Origin of the sequence: Pseudonocardia oceani (genome assembly GCF_019263585.2) — a bacterium.
GTDB classification, from domain to species: domain Bacteria; phylum Actinomycetota; class Actinomycetes; order Mycobacteriales; family Pseudonocardiaceae; genus Pseudonocardia; species Pseudonocardia oceani.
Window position 1 is genome coordinate 2449369 of record NZ_JADQDF010000001.1, and the last position, 21144, is coordinate 2470512.

Consider the following 21144-nt stretch of genomic DNA (forward strand, 5'->3'; position numbering starts at 1 on the left):
TCAGCCCTTCAGGTCCGCGGCGTCGTCGGTCATGTCGACCTGCCGGGAGCGGTAGATCGCGGTGGCCACCGCGAACCCGGCAGCCATCTCGATCGCCATCGCCGTGATCACCACGACGATCAGCACCTGCCCGTCGGTGCCGCCGGGCGCGACGTAGTACCAGAACGCGGCCGTGGCGACGATGACGCCGTTGAGCATCAGCTCGAGCCCCATCATGATCATGACGATCGACATCTGCGACAGCGCGCCGAACAGCCCGATCGCGAACAGGCCGGCAGCCAGGAGCAGGAACAGCTCGAGGTTCATCCGACACCCCCACCGGCCGGGTCGTCGGCGGGCGAGCGGTCCAGGTCGTCGCCGAACCGGTCGTAGCGACCGCGGCGGGTCGAGAGCACGACGGTCGCGACGATCGTGGCGAACAATGTCACGCCCAGGGTCATCATCGTCAGCATCTGCCCGCCCATGAGCGCCTCGCCCAGGGCGAGGGTCAGATCCTGGGCGGGCTCCCCCTGCCGCGTCGGCCAGTCGACGAGCAGGATCCCGGCGGCCAGGGCTACGAACACGACCGCTGCTATGACGGCGGAGCCCTTCGTGTTGTGGAACATCGACATGGGCATCAGGCCGGCCGGGTTCATCATGTACATGATCATGAACACGGCCATGACCACCATCTCGATGATCATCATCAGCACGATCACCACACCCAGGTAGCTCAGACCCAGCAAGAGCACCAGGCCGGCCACGGCGAGGAACGACGCGAGCAGCGCGAACGTCACCTGGGCCATCGAGTCCAGGCGGAACACCAGTGCGCCGAAGACCAGCGCGGCGATGGCCAGCACCCAGAACAGGACGATCGACGACACCTACATCCCCCCTCGCTGCAGCACGACCACCGCGACGACCAGCGCCTGGGCGATCGTCAACGGGATCAGCACGACCCACGCGATCTCGGTCCAGCGGTCCATCCGCAAGGTCGGGACCCGCCGCCGCATCCAGATCAGCAGGGCCAGCACCGCGGCGGTCTTGAGGCCCGTCCACAGCCACGCGGGCAGCCACGGGCCGGCGCCACCGCCGAGGAACAGCGGCACCGCCATCGCCGCCGCCACCACCAGCAGCAGCCAGCGCCCACCGGCGAACACGAGCCGGTCGATCCCGGACAGCTCGGCCACCGCTCCCCCGCCCAGGTCCCGGTGCACGGGCGCGTCGAAGGGCCCCCAGAACGCCATGGCCGCAGCGGAGAGGAGGTAGGCGCCGAACGCCACGGGCATGAGAACGACGAACCAGAGATCCTGCTGGGCCTCGACGATGTCGCTGACCCGCAGGCTCTCGGCCGCCAGTGCGACGGTGATGATCGCGAACATGTGGGGCAGCTCGTAGGCCAGGCCCTGCACGACGAACCGGTAGCCGCCCACCAGCGACAGCGCGCTGTTCGAGCCCCACCCGACCATCCACACCGCCGCCCACGCCACCACCTCCATGGCGTTGAACCACACGACCCCGACGTCGAGGTCCGCGACCGCGAGCCGCCCCCACGGCAGGACCGCCGCCGCGAGCAGTGCGGCCACCGGGAGCACGGCTGCACCCGTGCGCCCGAGGACCGTGTCGGCGGCGACGGTGCGGCGCCGCTGCCCGACGAGCAGGCGCGCGGTCTCGCGCACCGGGGTCAGCACGGCTGAGCCGAGCCCGCGGGGGCTCCCGGCGGCGCGGGCGGTCAGCGCGGCGTCGAACGCCACAGCGACCCAGGTGGCGACACCCAGCAGCAGTGGGAGCAGCAGCACCGACCAGACCGGGAGAACTCCGGCGGAGTCACTCATGACGCACCGGGCCCGTGACCGGATCCAGCGCGGCGACGATCAGGCGGGCAGCAGCCAGCTCGGCCCCGACCACCATCTCGGCGAGGTCCTCCACCACCGCCGGCGCGGGGCCCGGTACACCGCGCACTGCGGCGCCGGCGGCGGCCAGGCGCCGATCGACCAGAGTGGCGAGGTCGGTGGGGCCGGCCGGTACGCCGCGCACCAGCCGGCGCAGCGTCCGGGACCGGCGTACCTGCGCCAGCAGCGCGACGGTCCGGTCCGTGACCCGCTCCGCCGGGCCACCGGCGTGCAGCTCGTCGCGCAGCCTGCGGGCCTGCGCCGCGGGGTCCGCCCACCCGGCGACGGCGAGCAGCCGCGCGAGCGCGTCGAGCTCTCGTACCGCGTCGCGACCGCTGTCACCCGGGTCTTCCGCTGCCGGCTGATCGCCCTGGTCCAGGACCTCGGCGTGCGCCTGCTGGATGACGTCGCCCTGCAGCGTCACGCGCAGCACCAGTCCGGCGGGCCAATCCGGGAGCACAGGCCCGAGCGGCACATGGAGCCGGTCCAGGGTCAGCCCGTCCCGGTCCTCCCCCAGGTCGGCCATCGGCAGGCCACCCGGCATGTCCATCCCCCCGCCGTGATGGTGATGGCCGCCGTGCTCACCGCCGTGCTCACCGCCGTGCTCACCGCCGTGCTCGGCTTCCTTCACCGTCGCGAGGTCGTGCGGTTCCGATGACTGCGCACGCTGGTGGGCGTGATTCCGCAGCAGTGCAGCCGCGACGTCGAGTGCAGACACCGCGCGAGACGGGGTGCTGATCTCGGTTCGCGCGCGGGGGGCCGGCACGGCCGCCCAGGTGCGCTCCACCACTGCGGCCAGTTGCGGCCCGGCCGAGCCCGCGACGACCAGCAGGTCGGCATCAGCCGGGCTCGTGGCGAGCGGCCAGCCCCGGTGGGTCAGCTCCGCCTCGATGGCGAGCCGGACGTCCATCGCGCCGGGTACGGGTACGAGCAGGACGTGCGGGCGGGCGGCTCCGAGGCGCAGCAGCACGGCGGTCAGGTCCATCGCAGTGCTCCCTCACGCCAGGCGTAGAGCACGCCGGCGAGCAGGATGGCGAGGAAGAGGAACATCTCGATCACGGACGCGACACCGACGCGGGAGACGACCAGTGTCCACGGGTACATGAAGAGCATCTCCATGTCGAAGGCGAGGAACACCAGCGTCACGGGGTACCAGCGGACGTGGAACCGGGACACGGCGTGCTCGGTCGCGGGAAGGCCCCCGGAGAACGGCGGCACGTCTGCGGCGATCCGGGCGACCGCAAGGAGCCTTGACAGCCCGTAGCCCGCGAGGACCAGGGCGACCGATACGCCGAGCAGGGCCAGGACCGGACCGAACTGCGTCATGTCACCGCTCCTCGGGGGGTGTGGGGGACGGTCAGTTGATCGTGTCGGCCAGGGGTGTGGCTACCCCGAGCGGCCGAGAAGAACCTGACGGGGCCGCCCGGATGGCGCCGGCTCGATGACCGAACCGGTGCCACCCGCGCTGCCGACTCAGGTCCGAGCGGTGAAACCGCGCAGGCGCAGGCTGTTGGCCACGACGAAGACGGAGCTGAACGCCATCGCTGCGCCGGCGATCATCGGGTTCAGCAGCCCGGCCGCGGCCAGCGGCAGAGCGGCCACGTTGTAGGCGAACGCCCAGAACAGGTTGCCCTTGATCGTGCCCAGCGTGCGACGGGACAGCCGGATCGCGTCGGGCACCGACCTCAGGTCCCCGCGCACCAGAGTGATGTCGCTCGCCTCGATGGCGACGTCGGTGCCGGTGCCCATGGCCAGACCGAGGTCGGCCTGGGCGAGCGCGGCGGCGTCGTTGACGCCGTCGCCGACCATCGCGACGACCTTGCCCTCGCTCTGCAGCCTCTTGATCACCTCGAGCTTGTCGGCGGGCAGCACCTCGGCGATCACCTCGGTGATGCCGACCTCCGACGCGACGCTGCGTGCGACGGCGGTGTTGTCCCCGGTGAGCAGGACGGGGGTCAGCCCGAGCGCCCGGAGCTGCGCGATCGCCTCGGCCGAGGTCGGTTTGACCGTATCGGCGACGACGAGCACCGCCCGTGCCGTGCCGTCGACGGCCACCGCGATCGCGGTGCGCCCCTGGTCCTCCGCGGCGGCCTTGTGAACGGCCAGCGCGTCGGGCAGCGGCTGGCTCCACTGCTCCAGGAGCGCCGTGCGGCCGGCCAGGACCGCGTGCCCCTCGACGACGCCCTGCACGCCGAGGCCCTCGATGTTGGAGAACTCCTCCGCGGGTGGCAGGTCGCCGAGGCGCTCCCGGGCGCCCCGGGCGATCGCCGACGCGATCGGGTGCTCGGAGGCGTCCTCGAGCGCGCCTGCGAGCCGCAACAGTTCGTCAGGGTTCTCGCCCTCGACCACGTGCACGTCGACGAGCGCCATCCGCCCGGTGGTGACCGTGCCCGTCTTGTCCAGCACGACGGTGTCCACTCGGCGGGTGGACTCCAGCACCTCGGGACCCTTGATCAGGATCCCGAGCTGGGCGCCGCGGCCGGTGCCGACGAGCAGCGCGGTCGGCGTCGCGAGCCCCAGCGCGCAGGGGCAGGCGATGATCAGCACCGCCACCGCGGCCGTGAACGCCGCGGCGGTCCCGACGCCCGCGCCCAGCCAGAAGCCGAGCGTCGTGGCGGCCAACGCGATGACGATCGGTACGAAGACCCCCGAGACGCGGTCGGCGAGGCGCTGCACATCGGCTTTGCCGCTCTGCGCGTCCTCGACGAGCTTGGCCATCTGCGCGAGCTGCGTGTCGGTACCGATGCGGGTGGCCCGCACGACCAGCCGGCCGCCGGCGTTCACGGTGGCTCCGGTGACCACGTCGCCCGGGACGACCTCGACCGGCACGGACTCGCCGGTCAGCATCGAGGCGTCCACGGCCGACGAGCCCTGCTCGATGACGCCGTCGGTGGCGATCTTCTCGCCCGGCCGTACGACGAACCTGTCGCCGACTGCCAGTTGAGCGGTGGGGATCCGGAGCTCGACACCGTTGCGCAGGACCGCGACCTCCTTCGCGCCGAGTTCCAGCAGAGCGCGCAGCGCTGCACCGGCCTGCCGCTTCGACCGTGCCTCGAAGTACCGGCCGGCGAGGATGAAGGTGGTGACTCCCGCGGCGACCTCGAGGTAGATGTTGCCCGCCCCGTCCGACGGGGCGACGGTGAGCTCGAAGGGGTGCACCATCCCCGGCACCCCGGCGGTACCGAACAGCAGCGCCCACAGCGACCACGCGAAGGCGGCGAGCACGCCCATCGACACGAGCGTGTCCATGGTCGCGGCACCGTGGCGCAGGTTCGCCCAGGCCGCGCGGTGGAACGGCCACGCCGCCCAGGTCACGACGGGTGCAGCGAGCGTCAGCGAGATCCACTGCCAGTAGGTGAACTGCCACGCCGGGACCATGGCCAGTGCGATCACCGGAACGGCCAGGGCCGCGCTGGTGATCAAGCGGTCGCGCAGGGGACGTGTCGCGTCGACCTCGTCGACGGCGGCGTCACCGTCGCCGGAGGCGGGCGGACGAGGTAGGACGGCGGTGTAGCCCGCCGCCTCGACCTGCGCGACCAGCGTCTCGGGGTCGACGCCCTCGGGGGCCTGCACCCGGGCCTTTTCTGTGGCGTAGTTGACGGATGCGGTCACGCCGTCGATCTTGTTGAGCTTGCGCTCGATCCGGTTGGCGCAGGAGGCGCAGGTCATCCCGGCGATGGCCAGCTCGATCTCGGTGACCGGTGTCGTGGGTGCGGCGCCCTCGGGCGCCGACGTGAACGTGCTCATGGTGCGGTCTCCTCTCGCGATCAGTGGCCGTGGCCGGGCTCGCCGTGCGCGTCCGTCGGGGCGGGCGCGACGACAGGTGCGGCACCTGTGGTCGAAACGGTGAACTCCGCGGTGCGCACGGCACCGCCGTGCCGGAAGTCCAGGAACAGCCGGTAGGTGCCGGCGCTGGGCACCTCGGCGACGAACGGGATCTGCGGTCCGGCCGGGCCGGCCTCGGGGTGCACGTGCAGGTATGCCAGGTCCCCCTGCCGCAGCGCGACCAGGTGTCCGTAGGCACCGAGGTAGGGCTGCAGGTCGCTGACGGGAACGCCGTCCTTGCTGACCGTGAGGGTCACGGGTGAGGACTGTCCCGGGACCAGGTCGCCCGCCAGTTCGACGGAGTAACCGTCGACCTGCGCGACGCGACTCGGCGCGTGGACGACCGGCTCGAACGTTCCGGCCGCCACGAGATCCACTCCGAGGGTTGTGGCCGCGCCACCGGTGGGGACGAAGTCGGCGAACGCGCGGTAGGACCCGGCGGTGTCGACCGTCGTCGGGGCCGTCCAGGTGCCGTCCGGGGACATCTCCGGGTGGAGGTGCTGGAAGCCGGCCGTGTCGCGGCGCACCAGGATCAGGTGCATCCGCTTCTCGTGCTCGACGTCGAACGCCGTGACGGCGGTCCCGTCCGGGCCGGTGATGCGGAAGGTCAGGTCTTGCGTCGTGCCCGGGGTGAGCGTCACGTCGGCGGGGGTGAGGGTGTAGCCCCCCGCGCTGGACGCCAATCCGCCGGGCTGGTCGGTCGCGGCGTCCGCGACGGTGCCGCTGTGTGCGTCCCCGTGTCCGGCTTCCTCGGCGCCCGCGGGCGCCATGCCGGACATCGTGCCGTTCTCGCCGCTTGAAGCGGCGGATGCGGTGGCGAGGGGACCGACAGCGGATCCGGTCGCCCAGCCTGCTCCTGCGAGCAGGACGAGCGCCGCACCGTAGGCGGACAGCTTCGCTGTGGTGTTCATGTCACATCCTCGGGTCGAGCCCGCTAGCTCGCGAGCTTGTAGCCGGCCTCCTCGACGGCGGCGCGGACGCGCTCGTCGTCAAGGGGCTCGGTGCTGGTGACTGTCACGGCGCCGGATGCCAGGTCCACGACCACGTCCTGCACGCCGTCGATCTCACCGATCTCCTCGGTGACCGAGGCGACGCAGTGGTCGCAGGTCATTCCCGTCACGGTGTAGGTGCTCTGGCTCATCAGTTCTCTTCCTTGTCTCAGGACTTCACGAGGCGGGCGATGGCGGCGCTCGCCTCGGCCACCTTCTGGTTCGCGACGTCGCCGCCTTCAGCCGCGGCCTGGGTGACGCAGTGCTTGAGGTGCTCATCGAGCAGACCCAGTGCCACGGCCTCCAGCGCCTTGGTGGTGGCTGACACCTGCGTCAGCACATCGATGCAGTACTTGTCGTCCTCGATCATCTTGGCGATGCCGCGCACCTGGCCCTCGATGCGCCGCATGCGCTTGAGGTAGGCGTCCTTGTCCTGCGCGTAGCCGTTCATGGCCACTCCTTCCGCCGGCTCGTTGAGTATACCATAGGGGGGTATGGTACCCGAATGATTCACGTAGGACGCTGGTGACCGGTGTCCATCGGGGGTCCTCGCCGTCACGCCGCGCCGGAGGAGGGTTCGGCCGGGTTCAGACCGGCAACGAGGTTGAACGAGCCGGTCAGCTGGTTGAGCGCGACGAGGCCGATGACGTCGGCGAGGACGCGGTCGCTCCAGCCGTGCCCGCGCAGCTCGGCGATGTCGGTGTCGCGCAGGGAGTCGGGTTCGGTGAGCACCCGCACGGCGTAGGTGATGAGGGCCGCCTCGCGGGCGTCGATCGCCGTGCCCTCCCGGGCGAGCGCGATGTCGTTCCCGCTGAGGCCGACCGCGCGCGCGGCGGCGGTGTGCGCAGCGAGGCACAGTTCGCAGGCGATCCACTCCTGCAGGGCGAGTGAGATCTTCTCACCGAGCGGGCGCGGGACGGCAGCCCGCTTCATCGCGCGGGAGAGCTCGAGGTAGCCCTGGAGCAGGGCCGGGGAGTGGGCCATGGTTCGGACCATGAGTCCGGCGTCACCGTGCCGGTTGATGATCTCGCCGAGGAGCCGGGCTGAAGCGGCGGGTGCGGTGTCGGGATCCAGGGGACGTAGGCGGGGCATGGGGGTGGCCTTCCGTGAGAGGGGATCGGGGGCCGACCGCCGCGCCGGGTGGCGACCGGCGCGGCGGGCCGGCGTCAGCTCGTCCGAACCGAGCGCGGAGCGCCGGTGACGCCGGCGGGCGGGACCACGAGGGTCGGGCGGTGGCCGTGGTGCAGGACCGTGGTCGAGGTGCTGCCGAGGACGGCGGCCCGCAGCCCGCGGCGACCGCGGGAGCCGAGCACGATCGCGGAGGCGTCAACGGCGTCGGCGGCCTCCACGATCGCCTCGGCAGCGGTCTGCCCGATGGCTGCGACCCGCGGTGCGGCGTCGAGCCCGGCGGCCCTGGCCTCCCGGGCACCCTCGTCAGCGACCCGTTCCGAGCCGTCGAGTGTGCGGGCGTCGTCGGCGCGCAACTCCTCGATCGCCGGGTGGTTCTCGAGGTGGGCGGCAACGGCCTCGAGCGGTTCGCGGGCGTAGAGGACGACAGCCGGCGCGCCGGGGAAGAGGTGCCCGGCGACCTTGACCGCCGCGCGGGCGTCGGGCGATCCGTCATAGGCGATGAGGACGGGATGGGTGGTGTGCATGATGGTTTCCTTCGCTCAGGCGGTCGTTGCCGGCTGGGACTGGCTGGCGGGGCGGGAGGTGCGCAGGGGGACGGCGGCCAGGACGGCGCCGGCCGCGGCCAGCACGGCGGCTCCAATGAACGCGGCCGAGTAACCGTCGGTCAGGGCGGTCAGGTCACCGAGCCGGCCCGCGCCCTGGCTCGTGGCCAGCGCGGTGATCGCGGCCAGCCCGAGCGCGGACCCGACCTGGTAGCTGGTGTTGACGATCCCCGCCGCCAGCCCGCCCTCCTCGGGGCGCGCCGCGGACAGCGCGGTGCCCAGCGTGGGGATGAAGGCCATCGACATGCCCAGCGCGGCGACGATCGAGGCCGGCAGGACGTCGACCGGGAAGCTGCCGTCGGGTCGGATCATCGCGAGCCAGGCCATGCCGGCGGCGAGCACCGCGAGCCCGCTGACCGTGAGCGTCCTGGGGCCGAAGCGGGCGATCAGCCGCGGTGCCAGGACGATCATCCCGAGCATGATCACGATCGTCATGGGCAGCAGCGCCGCTCCGCTCGGGAACGCTGTGTATCCCAGGACCTGCTGCAGGTAGAGGTTCAGGAAGAACCACATGGGGATCCAGGCCGCCCCGAGCAGGAGCTGCGCAACGTTGGCTGCGGCGAGGTTCGGCGCCCGGAAGATGCCCAGCCGCATCAGCGGTTCTGCGCGGCGGCTCTGGATGGCGACGAACAGCGCGAGCAGCAGCGCGGCGCCGCCGAGCGTGACCAGCGTCGTCGCGGACGCCCACCCCGTCTCCGGCGCCTGCACGATCCCGAACACGGCCAGGGCGAGACCGGCGGTGACGGTCACGGCACCGGCGACGTCGACAGCGCCGCTCCGTCGGCCGCCCGCGGGCATCAGGGCCGGGGCGGCCGCGAGCACGAGCAGCGCGATCGGGACGTTGAGGTAGAACACCCACGGCCAGCTGACGTACTCGGTGATGACGCCGCCGAGGAACACCCCGGCGGTCCCGCCGGCCGGGGCGGCGGCGCCGTACAGCGCGAGTGCCTTCGTCAGCTCGCGGGGCTCGGACCCGAAGATCATCATCAGTAGCGTGAGGGCCGCGGGCGCGATCAGCGCGGCGCCCGCGCCCTGCACGGCGCGCCCGAGGAGCTCCCAGCCGGCACTGCCCGCGGCGCCGGCCACGACGGACCCGACGAGCAGGGTGAGCCAGCCGATGGCGAAGATCCGCCGCGCGCCGAACAGGTCCGACAGGCGCCCGCCGAGCAGCAGCAGCCCACCGAACGCGACGACGTAGGCGTTGAACACCCAGGACAGGCCCTCGGGGGTGAAGCCGAGGTCTGCCTGCATCTTCGGCAGGGCGACCCCGATGATCGACGTATCCATGATGACCATGAACTGTGCGGTGGCGATGAGGAGGAGACCCCATCGCCGTCGGAGGGGTGTGGAAGTGGTGGTCGCGTCCATCGAGCGCTCCAAGGTGAAGGGATCTGACGCGACGGAGAGTGCGTGCCCGGTCTGTCCCCGTGCTGTCCCACGGCGGGGCGCGCTGTCCACGCCGGACAGCACCCGGACAGCACCGGCCCCCACGCTCGTGACGGTCACGGAAGCGATGGAGTCGCCATGCAGACGCTGCGGGTCTCGGTACCGGCCATGTCGTGCCGGCACTGCGTGCGCGCGGTCAGCCGGCACCTCTGCGACGTCCCCGGAGTCGAGACGATCACCGCGGACGCCGCTGCCGGCATCGTCACGCTGAGGGGAACGATGACCGTCGCGGAGGTGGTCGTCGCGTTGCGGGAGGCCGGTTTCCCGGCCAGCGCGCTTCCCTGACCACGTTCCCCGGTTCAGGGAGTGCGGGCGGCCTCGGCCCTCTCGTGCGGCGGCAACGGCCGGTGCGCCTCGGCCCGGACCGCCGCGGCACGGGCCGACAACGTCGCGGCCCGCAGGGTGTCTCCGCGCGTCGCCGCGATGCGAGCACGTCCCTCCAGCGCTCTGGCGGTCAGATCGGGTTCGCCCGTGTCCTCACCCGCGCGCAGAACCTGCTGGTAACGGTCCTCCGCCGCGTCGACCAGCCCGTCCTCCTCGTCGCACCGGGCGAGACCCGCGAGGGCGAGTCCAGCGGGGAGGGGCGTACCGAGCGCGCTGAACCCGGCGAGGGCGTCCGCGAACCCGGCTCGAGCCGCCCCCCATTCCCCCGCCGTGCTGGACAGCACGGCGTACCCGAAGGCGGCGAGCACCTCGCCCGCCCCGTCACCGACCTACTCCGACGCCGAGCGCGCCCGGTCGAAGCACCGCCGAGCGGACCCGGGATGGCCGAGGTGCACGTGAGCGATGCCGAGGTCGGCGAGCGCCCACTGCACCGTGTTGTGCAGATCCGCCGAGGCCGCGACGGCGATGGCCTCTTCCAGGACCGGGACCGCCTCGGTGTACCGCCCGAGCTGCCGCAGACCCCACCCCAGGTGGTACAGCACCGCGGACAGGCCCCACGGATCGTCGAGCGCGCGAAACGCATCCGCGGCCGCCCGCCCTGCGGGGAGGGCCCGGTCCTCGTCACCGGCCTTGAGGAAGGTCTCCAGCCGGACGAACGCCACAACGGCGCGCCCCCATACGTCGTCGTCGCGGCTGAACTGCTGCTCGGCCTCCTCCAGCAGCCGCTCGGAGCCGTCCGGGTCGACGCCCGTCACACCCTGCACGGCGAGCAGGACGCGCGACACCGCCGCCCGCCTCGCGTCCCCGATCTCCGAGAACAGGGCAAGGCTCGTCCGCGCTGCCTCCTCGCACCGCGAACTCGGATGCACCAGGCAGGCCCGAGGCCGCTCCACCAGCGACACGGCTTGCAGCGCCCGCGCCCGGGCGGCCGGTGACCCGCCCTCTCCCGGGAGCCCGCGCAGGATGGCCCGGCCCTCGATGTGCCGCCCCAGGTGCCAGAACCAGCCCAGCGCGCCGGCCAGAAGGAGCCTTTCCTCCAGCCGGGACGGGTCGGCCCCGAGCCAGGCCAACGCCGCGCGCAGGTTCGACTGCTCGGTACGCAACCGCCGCAGTGTCAGGCGCTGGCCCCGTCCGCGCAGCGAGTCCTCGGCGGTCTCGGCGAGCTCTCTGAACCAGCCGGCGTGCCGAGCAGCGACGTCGTCGCGCTCGCCGGCTGTCTCGAGCTGCTCGTCCGCGTACTGCTGCAGCGTCTGCAGCATGCGGTAGCGGGTCGGGAGCCCGGGCTCTGCGATGACCATGGACTGGTCGACGAGCCGACCCAGCAGGTCGAGCACCTGGTTCCGTTCGACCCCGGGGCCGGCGGCGACCGCCTCGGCGGCGTCCAGGGTCCACCCACCGTGGAACACGGCCATCCGGCGGAACAGGACCTGCTCCGGTCCGGTCAGCAAGGTGTGGCTCCAATCGACGGTCGCCCGCAGCGCCCGGTGCCGCGCATCGGCCGTGCGGGCCCCACCTCGCAGCAGCGCGAAGCGGTCGGCCAGCCGGTCGGCGAGCTCGGTGGGCGACAGCGACGACGCCCGCGCGGCAGCCAGCTCCAGAGCGAGCGGCATCCCGTCCAGCGCGGTCACCACCCGGGCCACCGCGACGAGATCACTGTCGTCGAGTCGGAACCCGCGGCGGACGGCCGCCGCGCGCTGCACGAACAGCTCGGCCGCCGGGTAGCTCAGCACCCGTTCCGGCGCGGTCCCGACCGGTGGGACGGCCAGCGGGGCCACCGTCACCTGCACCTCGCCCGGGACAGCGAGAGCCTCTCGACTGGTGGCCATGATCGTCACGCGCGGACAGCCCGCGAGTATCTCGACGGCGAGCCGGGCAGCGGCATCGATGACGTGCTCGCAGTTGTCCAGCACCAGCAGCAGCTCACGCCGCGCGAGGTAGGACACGAGCCGCGTGCTCGCCTGCGATCCGTGCGCCGCTCCGTCCAGCGGCACGCCGAGCGCGTCCGCCACCGCCAGGACCACGTCACCATCGGCGGTCACCGCGGCCAACCCCACCACCGACGCGCCGCCCGGGTACGCCGACGTCCGGCTCCGAGCCAGCGCGAGCGACAGCGCCGTCTTCCCTGCACCACCCGGCCCCACCAGCGTCAGCAACCGCGTCGAGCCGAGGAGCTCACCCATCGAGGAGAGCTCGTCGGCTCGACCGACAAGGGGCGTGACCTCGGCCGGGATGTTGCCTGCTGGCTGGGAGGAAGCAGCGGCCTCAGCGCTTGCCGGCGCCGGATCGAGTCGCGGATCCTGGCGCAGGACGCGCTGGTGCAGCGCGCGCAGTTCCGCGGACGGCTCCAGGCCGAGCTCATCGTCCAGCACCGCCCGGGTCCGGGCGAAGACCTCGAGCGCCTCGGTCTGTCGGCCGTCGCGGTACAGCGCCGTGATGAGCAGACCGACGAGTCGTTCCTGCGTCGGCTCCGACGCCACCAAAGGACCGAGATCGGCTATGACCTCGCCGTGCCGACCGATGCCGAGACCGATCTCGGCCCGTTCAGCCAAGGCGGCGAGCCGCATCTGCGAGAGCCTCGTCGCCTCGATCGCCGCCCACTCGTGCGTCACGAAATCGATGAGCGGGTCACCCCGCCACAGACGGAACGCGGCGTCGTACTCGCCCAGTGCGCGTACCGCACCGGTCGCCTCCCGGACCCTCGCGAGTGCCCGTCCCCGGCGCACGGCTCCGACGAACCGCTGCACGTCCACCGCGTCCGGATCGACGTCCATCCGGTACCCGACACCGTCACGCACGACGACGTCTTCGCCGTGGGCCGACAGGGACCGGCGCAGCTTCGACACCCGCAGTTGCAGGGCGTTCATCGGATCAACGGGAAGTTCCGCGGACCCCCAGAGCTGGTCGACGAGCGTCGTCGCGGGTACGGCGTGCCGCCCTGCCAGCAGTAGCAGCGCCAGCAGCGCCCGCTCGGCCGCACCGGGCACCCGCACCGACTCACCACGGACGCGGACCTCCAGAGGACCGAGGAGCCGGAAATCGATGCCCCCCACCGTCACCCCTCCTCTGCGCGGCAGATCCTGCCGGAGCGCCGTCCGAACGACAACCACAGCGCGTTCTCCGGGTGGGGTTCCTGTGCAGATGAGCCATCGGACGTCCTGTCCGCGTCAGGGCTGGTGAGCAGGGCGCTCGCCGACCACGGCTAGGAGCACATCTGACGCTTGCTCCCAGTTGCGCGTCCTGTCGGGGCCGGCTGCCATCCTCGTCCCGTGGAGGTGGCCACAGCCGATCTCGCCCAGGTACCTGTCGAGAACGTGCTGGTGTCCCGGGCCGAGTTCGACGCGGTGGCGGCGCGAGGAAGCACAGACTGGTGTGCCGGTGGCATCGTCCTGACATGCCGGTGGCTCGCGGGCGCGGTCGTCACCGATCAGACCGGGCGGCCGCAGCTGCCCTACTCCCCGGCAAGCTGATCGGCGCTCACGAGGCTCGGCCAGCGCCAGCCACGCCCTCGGCATGCTGATCGCGCAGATCGCCGCTCAACGAGACAGTCGGTCGTGCCAGTCCCCGGTCGCCCGCGAAGCCCGCCGATCGCGTCGGCGGTGGAGGCCTCGTTGCGGCGCGAATGCCTCAGGTTTGCCGGTCAACGGATCAACGCCGGCGTAGACGAGCACCTGGTAGGAGCCGCCGCGCCGGCGGATGTGCCCCCGCGGGCGACGCGACTTCGTGCTGGTCCGGGCCACACTTCGCATTGCACCCAACGACAGTGGCATCGGCAGGCGCTGCTGCAACAGGGCCGACCACATGCCACTGCCCAGAAGCGGTGGGCCCCCGGGGGATCGAACCCCGAACCCGCGGATTAAAAGATCGAGGCCAACGACATCCGCGGCTGTTCCACACCCGCTGAGCATGCGCAGGCGCTGGCCTCTCTGGCTGGGCTGTCCGTCAATAATGGGACTTCATTGACAGACGCCATGACATTCGGTCCACAGTGGATGCAGGGCCAGTCGTCGTCACGATGGCAGGAGCATCGCCTCTCCCAGCGCCGAACCGGCTCCAGATCGGGTCGTAGCTCACGACCGCGCCGACCGGCACCGCCACGATCCGGGCGCCGAGTGCCTCGTCGAGTTATGGCTCGCCTGGGCGACCAGGAAGTGCCGGGGTGCGCTCGCGGTGACGACGCCGCGTGTCCGCCTCCCCTCGGCTAAGGGGATCCCGCACCTCGGTGCGCGTCGCACACCTCGTCCACGGCGTCCTGCAGCAGGTTCGGGCCGTAGGTACTGGCGTCGCCCAGCGCGCGTTGCCGCCGCCGGTCACCTCGTCGAGGTCGTCGCAGTCGTAGTCCGGTGGATTGGGCCGTGTTGACTGCATGGGATTGGGGGTTGACCGGGTTTGGGCTGGCCGTGGAGATCGGTGACCGGAACCGGTTAGAACAGGTGGTTCTTGCCGCCGAAGACCTCGCTGACCGAGTCGTCGGTGAAGATTCGGCGGATGGAGTCGGCGAGCAGCGGGGCGCAGGACACGACGTCGATCGTGGGCGGGGCACCCGGGCGGAGCGGGATGGTGTCGGTGACGACGATCCGCTCGAACGGCGACGCCGCGAGGTTCTCGTAGGCCCGCCCGCTGAACACCGCATGCGTCGCCGCGGCGAACACCCGCCGCGCACCCGCCCGCGCGACCGCCTCGCCCGCGGCGCGCAGCGTGCCCGCGGTGTCGATGATGTCATCGACGATGATCGCGGTCTTCCCCCGGACGTCCCCGATCACCTGGTTGATCTCGGCGACCTGCTGCGCGGGACGCTCCTTGTCCAGGATGGCCAGACCGGCACCCATCCGGGTCGCGAACTGCTTGTTCAACTTCACCCGACCAGCGTCCGGCGCCACGACCACCAGATCGTCGTCCAACCCCGCGAAGTGGTCCGCCAACATCATCAGCGCCGTCATGTGGTCGACCGGGATCCCGAAAAACCCCTGCAGCTGACCTGCGTGCAGGTCCATGGTCAGCACCCGGTCCACGCCGACCGCCTCGAGCGTGCGCGCGACCATCCGCGCCGAAATAGGCTCCCGCGGGGCGGACTTCTTGTCCTGCCGCGAATAGCCGTACCAGGGAGTCACCGCGATCACCCGGTGGGCGCTGGCACCGACCGCCGCGTCGACCATGACCAGCAGCTCCAGCAGCGCGTCGTTGGCGTTGACCCCGGCGGCCGGGTTGGCGCACATGGGCTGGACGAGGAACACGTCCGCACCGCGGATCGACTCCTCGTACCGGCAATACACCTCGTCGTTGGAGAAGGTCTTGAGCGTGATCGGGCCGAGATCGACACCGAGCTGGCGGGCGATCCCCTCGGCCAGGACGGGATTCGCCCGACCGGAGAACAGCATCAGCCGCTTGTCGTAGCCCCGCTGTAGCGACGCCGTCATGGGTCCACCTTTCGTGGAGGTAGTGGAAGAACCGCGGTGGATCAGCCCGTGGGCGCGCCCTGGGCGATCGCGTCGTCGATCGCCCAGGCGCGCGGCATCCCGGCCCGTGCCCCGACCGTGCCGACCGAGAGCGAGGCCGCCGCCACGCCGCGCGCGCCGGCCTCGAACACGGTGGCGCCGGCGGCCAGTGCCACCGCGAGCACCCCGTTGAAGGTGTCACCCGCGCCCGTGGTGTCCCGGACGTCCGCGGGCGGAGCGGGCAGGGACGTCGCCTGCTGCTCGGGGTCGATGACCAGCACACCGTCGCCGCCGAGGGTCACCACGACAGGCGCGCCCGTCCGTGCGGCCACCGCGGCCGCCATCTCCGGCACGGTCGTCCTCTCCGGATCGATCGCACCGGTCTCGAGCAGCGCGTACAGGTCGCGCAGCTCGGACCGGTTGGGGGTGACGACCGGGCCGAGCCCGAGCAGGTCCACCAGCCCGGGGGCCACCGGGGCCGGGTTGAGCACGCACGCCAGCCCGTGCGCCACCGCGGTCTCCACCGCTGCGGCCACCGCGTCCGCCGGAATCTCGGTGCTGACCAGCACACAGCCCGCCCAGTCCGCCGAGCGCGCCACGGCCTTGCGCACCGCCGCCGGGTCCACGGCGGCGTTCGCCCCGGCCCCCACGGCGATCTGGTTCTCCCCCTGCACGTCGACGACGATCAGGGCGGCGCCGGTGGCGACGCCCTCGAGCACCGCCACGTCGGTGACGTCGATCCCCTCCGCGCGCAGCTCCGCCAGGGCACCGACCCCGACGTCATCCGCACCCACCGCGCCGCAGTAGCGAACCTCGGCGCCGGCCCGAGCCGCGGCGACCGCCGCGTTCGCGCCCTTCCCGCCTCCATACCGCTCGACGCCGGGACCGACCACGGTCTCCCCCGGCCCCGGCAGCCGGTCGGTCTGCACCACCAGGTCGACGTTGACCGCACCGACCACCACCACCCGCGGCGTCATACGACCACCAACGGCGAACACACGAATTCCCGCACCTGGACGGTGGCCGGGAGCTCGCCGATCGCGCCGGACTCGTCGTCCTCCAGCAGATCGAACTGTCCCGTCCCGGGTTTGATGGAGAGCATCAAGCCTGGAGGATGATCGACCGATGGCCGCCCCGAGGAAGTACCCCGACGAGCTGCGGGAACGAGCGATCCGGCTCGTGCTCGACGCGAAGGCCGCCCCGGACGGCGGCGGCGGGAACGTCTACAAGCGCATCGGCGAGCAGCTGGGGATTAACCCGGAGACGTTGCGCGGCTGGGTGAAGCAGGTCGAGATCGACAACGGCAGCAGGCCGGGCACGACCACCGACGACGCGACGCGGCTGGCGGAGCTGGAACGTGAGGTTCGGGAGCTGCGGCGGGCGAACGCCATTCTGAAGTCGGCCTCGGCTTTCTTCGCGGCGGAGCTCGACCGCCCCAACAGGTAGTCCTCGACTACATCGAGGCGAACAAGACCGAGTTCGGGGTCGAGCCGATCTGCGCGGTATTGAAGGACGCAGGCGTGAAGATTGCCCCGAGTACTTTCCATGCGTCGAAGAAGCGGCCGCCGTCGGAGCGCTCGCTTACCGATGCCGAGAATTTGAACGAGATCGAGCGAGTGCACCGCGACAACTTCAGCGTCTACGGCAGCCGGAAGGTGTGGGCTCAGCTGCGCCGCCAAGGAGGGGTCAACGGTCGCCAAGTGGCACGCTGCACCGTCGAGCGGCTGATGCGCCGCAACGGCCTGCGCGGGGTGTCCCGCCTGCGGGTGCCGCGCACCACGGTGCGAGCCAAGGGACAGGACCTGCGGCCGGACCTGGTCGACCGGGACTTCACCGCGCCCGCACCGAACCGGCTGTGGGTCGCCGACATCACCTACATCCGCACGTTCTCCGGCTGGGTATACGCCGCCTTCGTCATGGACGTGTTCTCGCGCCGCATCGTGGGATGGCAGCTGTCGCGCAATCTATACACCAAACTCGCCCTGGACGCCTTGAACATGGGGATCTGGACCCGGCAGCGCGCGGGTGCAGATCTCTCCGAATTGATACATCATTCGGACCGTGGCGTGCAATATGTCGCCGTGCGCTACGGCGAGCGACTCGCGGAAGTCGAAGCAGTGGCATCGGTGGGGTCGGTCGGCGATTCCTACGATAATGCGATGGCGGAGGCGTTCAACTCGCTGTTCAAGGCCGAGCTCGTGCGGAATCGGGGCCCGTGGCGCGGGATCGACGACCTCGAGCTGGCGGTCGCGGAGTACATCGACTGGTACAACCATCGCCGTCTCCACGGCGAGCTCGGCCTGATCCCACCCGCCGAGCACGAGGCGCTACACGCCGACACGAGCACCGCCCGGCAGCCCGCCGGAGCGTGAGAACCGAGCCTCCATCAAACCCGGGACTTGACAAACAGAGCCGACGCCGCCCGGAAGCCCATGTCGTGCGCGGGCTGACGCACGGTGGTCAACCGCGGCGTGAGCAAGGCGGAGACCGGGAGGTCGTCGAAGCCGACGACGCTCACGTCCTCCGGCACCCGGAGCCCCACCTCGCGGCAGTGCTCCATCGCCCCGATCGCCATCAAGTCGTTCATGAAGATCACGGAGACCCGAGCGTGCTCGGCCACGTCCTTCATGGTGGGCCGCCTGCGCCTGCGGGCGGACTGTGTCACGTCACGTCCTCTTCGGGCTCTCACTGACCTCGGGGACCGCCTGCGGCCCAGGACAGAATCGACGTCCACAGAGCCGCATAGTGCTCCCACTCCACGAACTCCGGCGGAGCCCAGTGCGGGGCGAGGTCCGAGGTGAAGGCCACCGAGCGACCCCGGCCGTACTCCCCCACCACCAGCAACGGGTCGTCACCGGTCCGCGCGACGACGGTGGCGCCCTCCTTCGGGAAGGTCCGGTTGTAGCCCAGCAGCATCGGCCACTCGGCCGGCGTGCCGCCCAGCACCGGGTGGGCCGGGTCGCACACGTCCACCTTCAGCCCGTCGGAAATCTCCACCCGGTCGTCAGTGGGCATCAGGTCCACCGGCAAAGCCTCCGCCAGCGGGCTCATCCCATAGCGCGCCTTACCGTCGATCCCGGTGAACGACAGATACCCCCCGATCATCACCAGCCCACCGCCACGGCCGACGTAGTCCGCCACCAGGCCTAGCTTGTTCGGGGACTTCTCCGAGCGCAGGAACGTCTCGTCAGGCAACAGGAACGAATTGGACCCGACGTCGGAGATGACGACGACGTCGAACGCGTCGAGCGCCTCCGCCGTCTTGGGGAACAGCGCACTGATCTCGTGACCACGCACGTAGGTCAGCTCATGACCCGCCGCCCGCACGCAGTCCAGGAAGACGCCGGCACCCTCCTCGTACTCGGTGGAGTGGAACTGGTCGAAACCCTTCATGTGGATCGTGTGCTTGATCCAGGACTCACCCGCGACCAGGACGCGCAGCGGGGGGGAACTCAGGGCATCGGGCACGTGCCCTCCTCTCATGATAAACGTTTCTGCTAACGGCGTACGTGCCGCTCATTGCGCGGCCTACCAGGCCGAAAGTAGCCAGGTCCACGCGACATGACAAGAGGTAGGAACGTTTCCATCCGGTAGGCCGAGGTCGAGCGGCTGAACGATGCGCCTGTGGTGCGCGGCCCGGGGGCTCACGGACCGGACGGCCCGTCGGGGAACTCGCTGGGTGGCCGACTCCTACCGCAACCGCTACCGGATGGTGCGTGGGTATGCCGAGCACACGGGCCGGTAACCCCTCGACACCTCCGAAGGCCCAGACGCGCAGCTCCAGCGGCCTGCCGGGTGCTTCGTCACCGCTGGTGATCGCGCGTACCGATCAATTGGCCGTTGACAAGCCGTGGAGCGGAAGCCAGACTCAGGCAGGATGTTGGACGTTTGTTCAAAGTAGTCAGGAAGATTGGCCGACACAGGGCGGCGAGATCTCCAGGAGGCTCAACCCCCTGTGACGGAAGCCGAGGTGGTCGCTGTGTGCAGGTCGATCCATCACGAAGGGTGGGATCCTCAGGTGGTCCGCAAAACCAGAGAGCTGGAGCTTGCTGCTCAGGCAGTGCGTTCGGCCGTCGAGGCGCTTGCGTCAGGTGGGCTGGTCGTAGTAGCCGATGACCATGAACGCGAGAACGAAGGTGATCTGGTTGCGGCGGGCGCTCTGATAACCGCGGACGCGGTCGCCTTCATGGTGCGGCACACGACCGGCATCCTGTGCGCTCCGATGCCTGCCGCCCGCGCTCGGGAGCTCGGGCTTGCGGACATGGTCCCGGAGAACAAGGACCCCCACGGCACCGCGTTCACGATCACCGTCGACCACGGCAACTGCGGAACGGGCGTGTCCGCACAGGATCGAGCCCTGACTCTGCAGGCCCTAGCCCACCCGGCGGCTGTTGCATCGGACTTCACCCGGCCCGGTCACATCTTCCCGCTGAAGGCCCGCGAGGGCGGAGTGCTTATCCGTCCCGGGCACACGGAGGCCGCTGTCGACCTCCTGCATCGAACCGACCTCCCGCCAGTCGCGGTGATCAGCGAGATCATCGACGAGCACGGTGATATGGCGCGCGGAGACACGCTCAAGCGGTTCGCCGCGGAGCACGGGCTGCCCTTCCTGACGATCGCAGACCTGATCAAGGTCCGCGACGCGGAGCGTGCCGAGGTGCGACGAGTCGCAACGGCGGCGCTGCCCACGGTGTTCGGCGACTTTCAGGCCGCGGCCTACCGCACCTACGACGGCGCGGAGCACCTGGCGATCGTAGTCGGCGACGTCGCTGCAAGCGGGGTGTCCGAAGACGGTGTCCTGGTCCGGGTACACAGCGAATGTCTCACCGGAGACATCATCGGCTCGCTGCGCTGCGACTGCGGCGCCCAGCTCGAGCACGCGCTCGCCGCGATCACCCGCGAAGGCTGTGGCGCCGTCATCTACCTGCGAGGACACGAAGGCCGCGGGATCGGACTGGCCAACAAGATCACCGCATACAGCCTCCAGGATGACGGCCTCGACACCGTCGATGCCAACGTCGTCCAGGGCCTCCCGGTCGATGCCCGCGACTACGGGCACGCTGCCGGCATCCTGGCCGATCTCGGCATCCACAATGTTCGTCTCATCAGCAACAACCCAGCAAAGAGCGGCGCTCTTCGCGAGCATGGGCTGTTCGTGGTCGAACAAGTCACAGTCCCCTACGCGGAAAACCCACACAACGTACGGTACTTGCGAGCGAAGGAGAATCGTATGGGGCACCAGAAATTCGACACAGTCGCGATTTAGGGAATGATTGTGATCGCCCTACGTGCGGTGCAGGCATATCGCGCATCGCTCGGCGATGTCCGGAGCAAGAAGGTAGGAGAAGGCATGGCACAGTCGCCGAGCGAGGGAAGCCAAAGGTGCTGCTCGTCGGTGAGTCCTGGACCAAGCACACGATCCATCTGCAAGAGTTTGACCAGATTCACACCCCGAGTACGAGGA

The 21144-nt window shown here is 70.8% G+C and carries 22 protein-coding genes, 1 pseudogene and 1 other annotated feature; of the genes and pseudogenes, 4 read left to right on the forward strand and 19 right to left on the reverse strand.

Going from position 1 to position 21144, the window contains the following annotated elements:
* From nuoK to I4I82_RS12270, 12 genes are all read right to left on the reverse strand, one after another.
* On the reverse strand, window positions 1-306 hold the full coding sequence (gene nuoK, locus I4I82_RS12215) for an NADH-quinone oxidoreductase subunit NuoK (RefSeq protein WP_218589719.1): 306 nt from the start codon (window positions 304-306) through the stop codon (window positions 1-3).
* A complete protein-coding gene (locus tag I4I82_RS12220; protein ID WP_218589720.1) occupies window positions 303-863 on the reverse strand; it encodes an NADH-quinone oxidoreductase subunit J in 561 nt (186 codons plus the stop codon). The genes nuoK and I4I82_RS12220 overlap by 4 nt, the downstream gene beginning before the upstream one ends.
* Window positions 864-1814 carry a complex I subunit 1 family protein gene (locus I4I82_RS12225; protein ID WP_218589721.1) on the reverse strand — a complete coding sequence of 317 codons (951 nt, stop codon included), beginning with the start codon at window positions 1812-1814 and terminating at the stop codon, window positions 864-866.
* Window positions 1807-2856 (reverse strand): hypothetical protein, encoded by a 1050-nt coding sequence (locus I4I82_RS12230; protein WP_226370006.1) that lies wholly within the window; start codon window positions 2854-2856, stop codon window positions 1807-1809. The genes I4I82_RS12225 and I4I82_RS12230 overlap by 8 nt, the downstream gene beginning before the upstream one ends.
* A complete protein-coding gene (locus tag I4I82_RS12235; protein WP_218589723.1) occupies window positions 2847-3197 on the reverse strand; it encodes an NADH-quinone oxidoreductase subunit A in 351 nt (116 codons plus the stop codon). The genes I4I82_RS12230 and I4I82_RS12235 overlap by 10 nt, the downstream gene beginning before the upstream one ends.
* 147 nt (window positions 3198-3344) lie before the next feature.
* On the reverse strand, window positions 3345-5618 hold the full coding sequence (locus I4I82_RS12240; protein WP_218595706.1) for a heavy metal translocating P-type ATPase: 2274 nt from the start codon (window positions 5616-5618) through the stop codon (window positions 3345-3347).
* Between the two features lie 20 nt (window positions 5619-5638).
* Entirely contained in the window at window positions 5639-6607 is a 969-nt protein-coding gene (locus I4I82_RS12245) for a DUF8832 domain-containing protein (protein WP_218595157.1), read from the reverse strand.
* A 23-nt stretch (window positions 6608-6630) separates the two neighbouring features.
* The gene (locus I4I82_RS12250) at window positions 6631-6837 is read right to left on the reverse strand and encodes a heavy-metal-associated domain-containing protein (RefSeq protein ID WP_218595707.1); all 207 of its coding nucleotides are present in this window, start codon (window positions 6835-6837) and stop codon (window positions 6631-6633) included.
* 17 nt (window positions 6838-6854) lie between these two features.
* A complete protein-coding gene (locus I4I82_RS12255) occupies window positions 6855-7136 on the reverse strand; it encodes a metal-sensitive transcriptional regulator (protein WP_218595159.1) in 282 nt (93 codons plus the stop codon).
* A 104-nt stretch (window positions 7137-7240) separates the two neighbouring features.
* A complete protein-coding gene (locus tag I4I82_RS12260; protein WP_225920584.1) occupies window positions 7241-7669 on the reverse strand; it encodes a carboxymuconolactone decarboxylase family protein in 429 nt (142 codons plus the stop codon).
* A gap of 182 nt (window positions 7670-7851) precedes the next feature.
* Window positions 7852-8340 carry a universal stress protein gene (locus I4I82_RS12265; protein ID WP_218595161.1) on the reverse strand — a complete coding sequence of 163 codons (489 nt, stop codon included), beginning with the start codon at window positions 8338-8340 and terminating at the stop codon, window positions 7852-7854.
* A gap of 15 nt (window positions 8341-8355) precedes the next feature.
* Window positions 8356-9786, reverse strand: a complete 1431-nt coding sequence (locus I4I82_RS12270) for an MFS transporter (protein ID WP_225920585.1) — start codon at window positions 9784-9786, stop codon at window positions 8356-8358.
* A 156-nt stretch (window positions 9787-9942) separates the two neighbouring features.
* On the opposite strand from I4I82_RS12270, the gene I4I82_RS12275 reads away from it, so the two are divergent.
* Window positions 9943-10149 (forward strand): heavy-metal-associated domain-containing protein, encoded by a 207-nt coding sequence (locus I4I82_RS12275; protein ID WP_218595163.1) that lies wholly within the window; start codon window positions 9943-9945, stop codon window positions 10147-10149.
* Between the two features lie 14 nt (window positions 10150-10163).
* Here I4I82_RS12275 and I4I82_RS12280 read toward each other — a convergent pair whose 3' ends face one another.
* Window positions 10164-10556: a hypothetical protein gene (locus I4I82_RS12280; protein ID WP_218595710.1), complete on the reverse strand. Its 393-nt coding sequence runs from the start codon at window positions 10554-10556 to the stop codon at window positions 10164-10166.
* Window positions 10557-10577: 21 nt separating this feature from the next.
* Window positions 10578-13298 (reverse strand): ATP-binding protein, encoded by a 2721-nt coding sequence (locus tag I4I82_RS12285; RefSeq protein WP_218595711.1) that lies wholly within the window; start codon window positions 13296-13298, stop codon window positions 10578-10580.
* Window positions 13299-13514: 216 nt separating this feature from the next.
* Here I4I82_RS12285 and I4I82_RS12290 point away from each other — a divergent pair, with 216 nt between their 5' ends.
* Window positions 13515-13715, forward strand: a complete 201-nt coding sequence (locus tag I4I82_RS12290) for a hypothetical protein (protein WP_218593813.1) — start codon at window positions 13515-13517, stop codon at window positions 13713-13715.
* 954 nt (window positions 13716-14669) lie between these two features.
* Here I4I82_RS12290 and I4I82_RS12295 read toward each other — a convergent pair.
* The 3 genes from I4I82_RS12295 to I4I82_RS34420 are packed head-to-tail and all read right to left on the reverse strand — an operon-like array spanning window position 14670 to window position 16785.
* Entirely contained in the window at window positions 14670-15662 is a 993-nt protein-coding gene (locus tag I4I82_RS12295; RefSeq protein ID WP_218595712.1) for a ribose-phosphate diphosphokinase, read from the reverse strand.
* 41 nt (window positions 15663-15703) lie between these two features.
* Entirely contained in the window at window positions 15704-16657 is a 954-nt protein-coding gene (locus tag I4I82_RS12300; RefSeq protein WP_218595713.1) for a PfkB family carbohydrate kinase, read from the reverse strand.
* Window positions 16654-16785: a hypothetical protein gene (locus tag I4I82_RS34420; RefSeq protein ID WP_267461573.1), complete on the reverse strand. Its 132-nt coding sequence runs from the start codon at window positions 16783-16785 to the stop codon at window positions 16654-16656. Before I4I82_RS34420 ends, I4I82_RS12300 begins: the two co-directional genes overlap by 4 nt.
* Window positions 16786-16805: 20 nt before the next feature.
* On the opposite strand from I4I82_RS34420, the pseudogene I4I82_RS12305 reads away from it, so the two are divergent.
* Window positions 16806-18052: pseudogene (locus I4I82_RS12305) on the forward strand (IS3 family transposase).
* Window positions 17087-17215, forward strand: a sequence feature (AL1L pseudoknot). (Overlaps the previous pseudogene by 129 nt.)
* A 14-nt stretch (window positions 18053-18066) precedes the next feature.
* Here the strand turns inward: I4I82_RS12305 and I4I82_RS12310 are convergent.
* Together I4I82_RS12310 and I4I82_RS12315 are read right to left on the reverse strand one after the other, a co-directional pair.
* Complete coding sequence (locus tag I4I82_RS12310; protein ID WP_308112780.1) at window positions 18067-18435, reverse strand: substrate-binding domain-containing protein; 369 nt, start codon at window positions 18433-18435, stop codon at window positions 18067-18069.
* Complete coding sequence (locus I4I82_RS12315) at window positions 18366-19148, reverse strand: glutamine amidotransferase (RefSeq protein ID WP_218595714.1); 783 nt, start codon at window positions 19146-19148, stop codon at window positions 18366-18368. The genes I4I82_RS12310 and I4I82_RS12315 overlap by 70 nt, the downstream gene beginning before the upstream one ends.
* Before the next feature lie 487 nt (window positions 19149-19635).
* Here I4I82_RS12315 and ribA point away from each other — a divergent pair, with 487 nt between their 5' ends.
* The gene (gene ribA, locus I4I82_RS12320) at window positions 19636-20946 is read left to right on the forward strand and encodes a GTP cyclohydrolase II (RefSeq protein WP_226370008.1); all 1311 of its coding nucleotides are present in this window, start codon (window positions 19636-19638) and stop codon (window positions 20944-20946) included.
* Window positions 20947-21144: the final 198 nt, after the last annotated feature.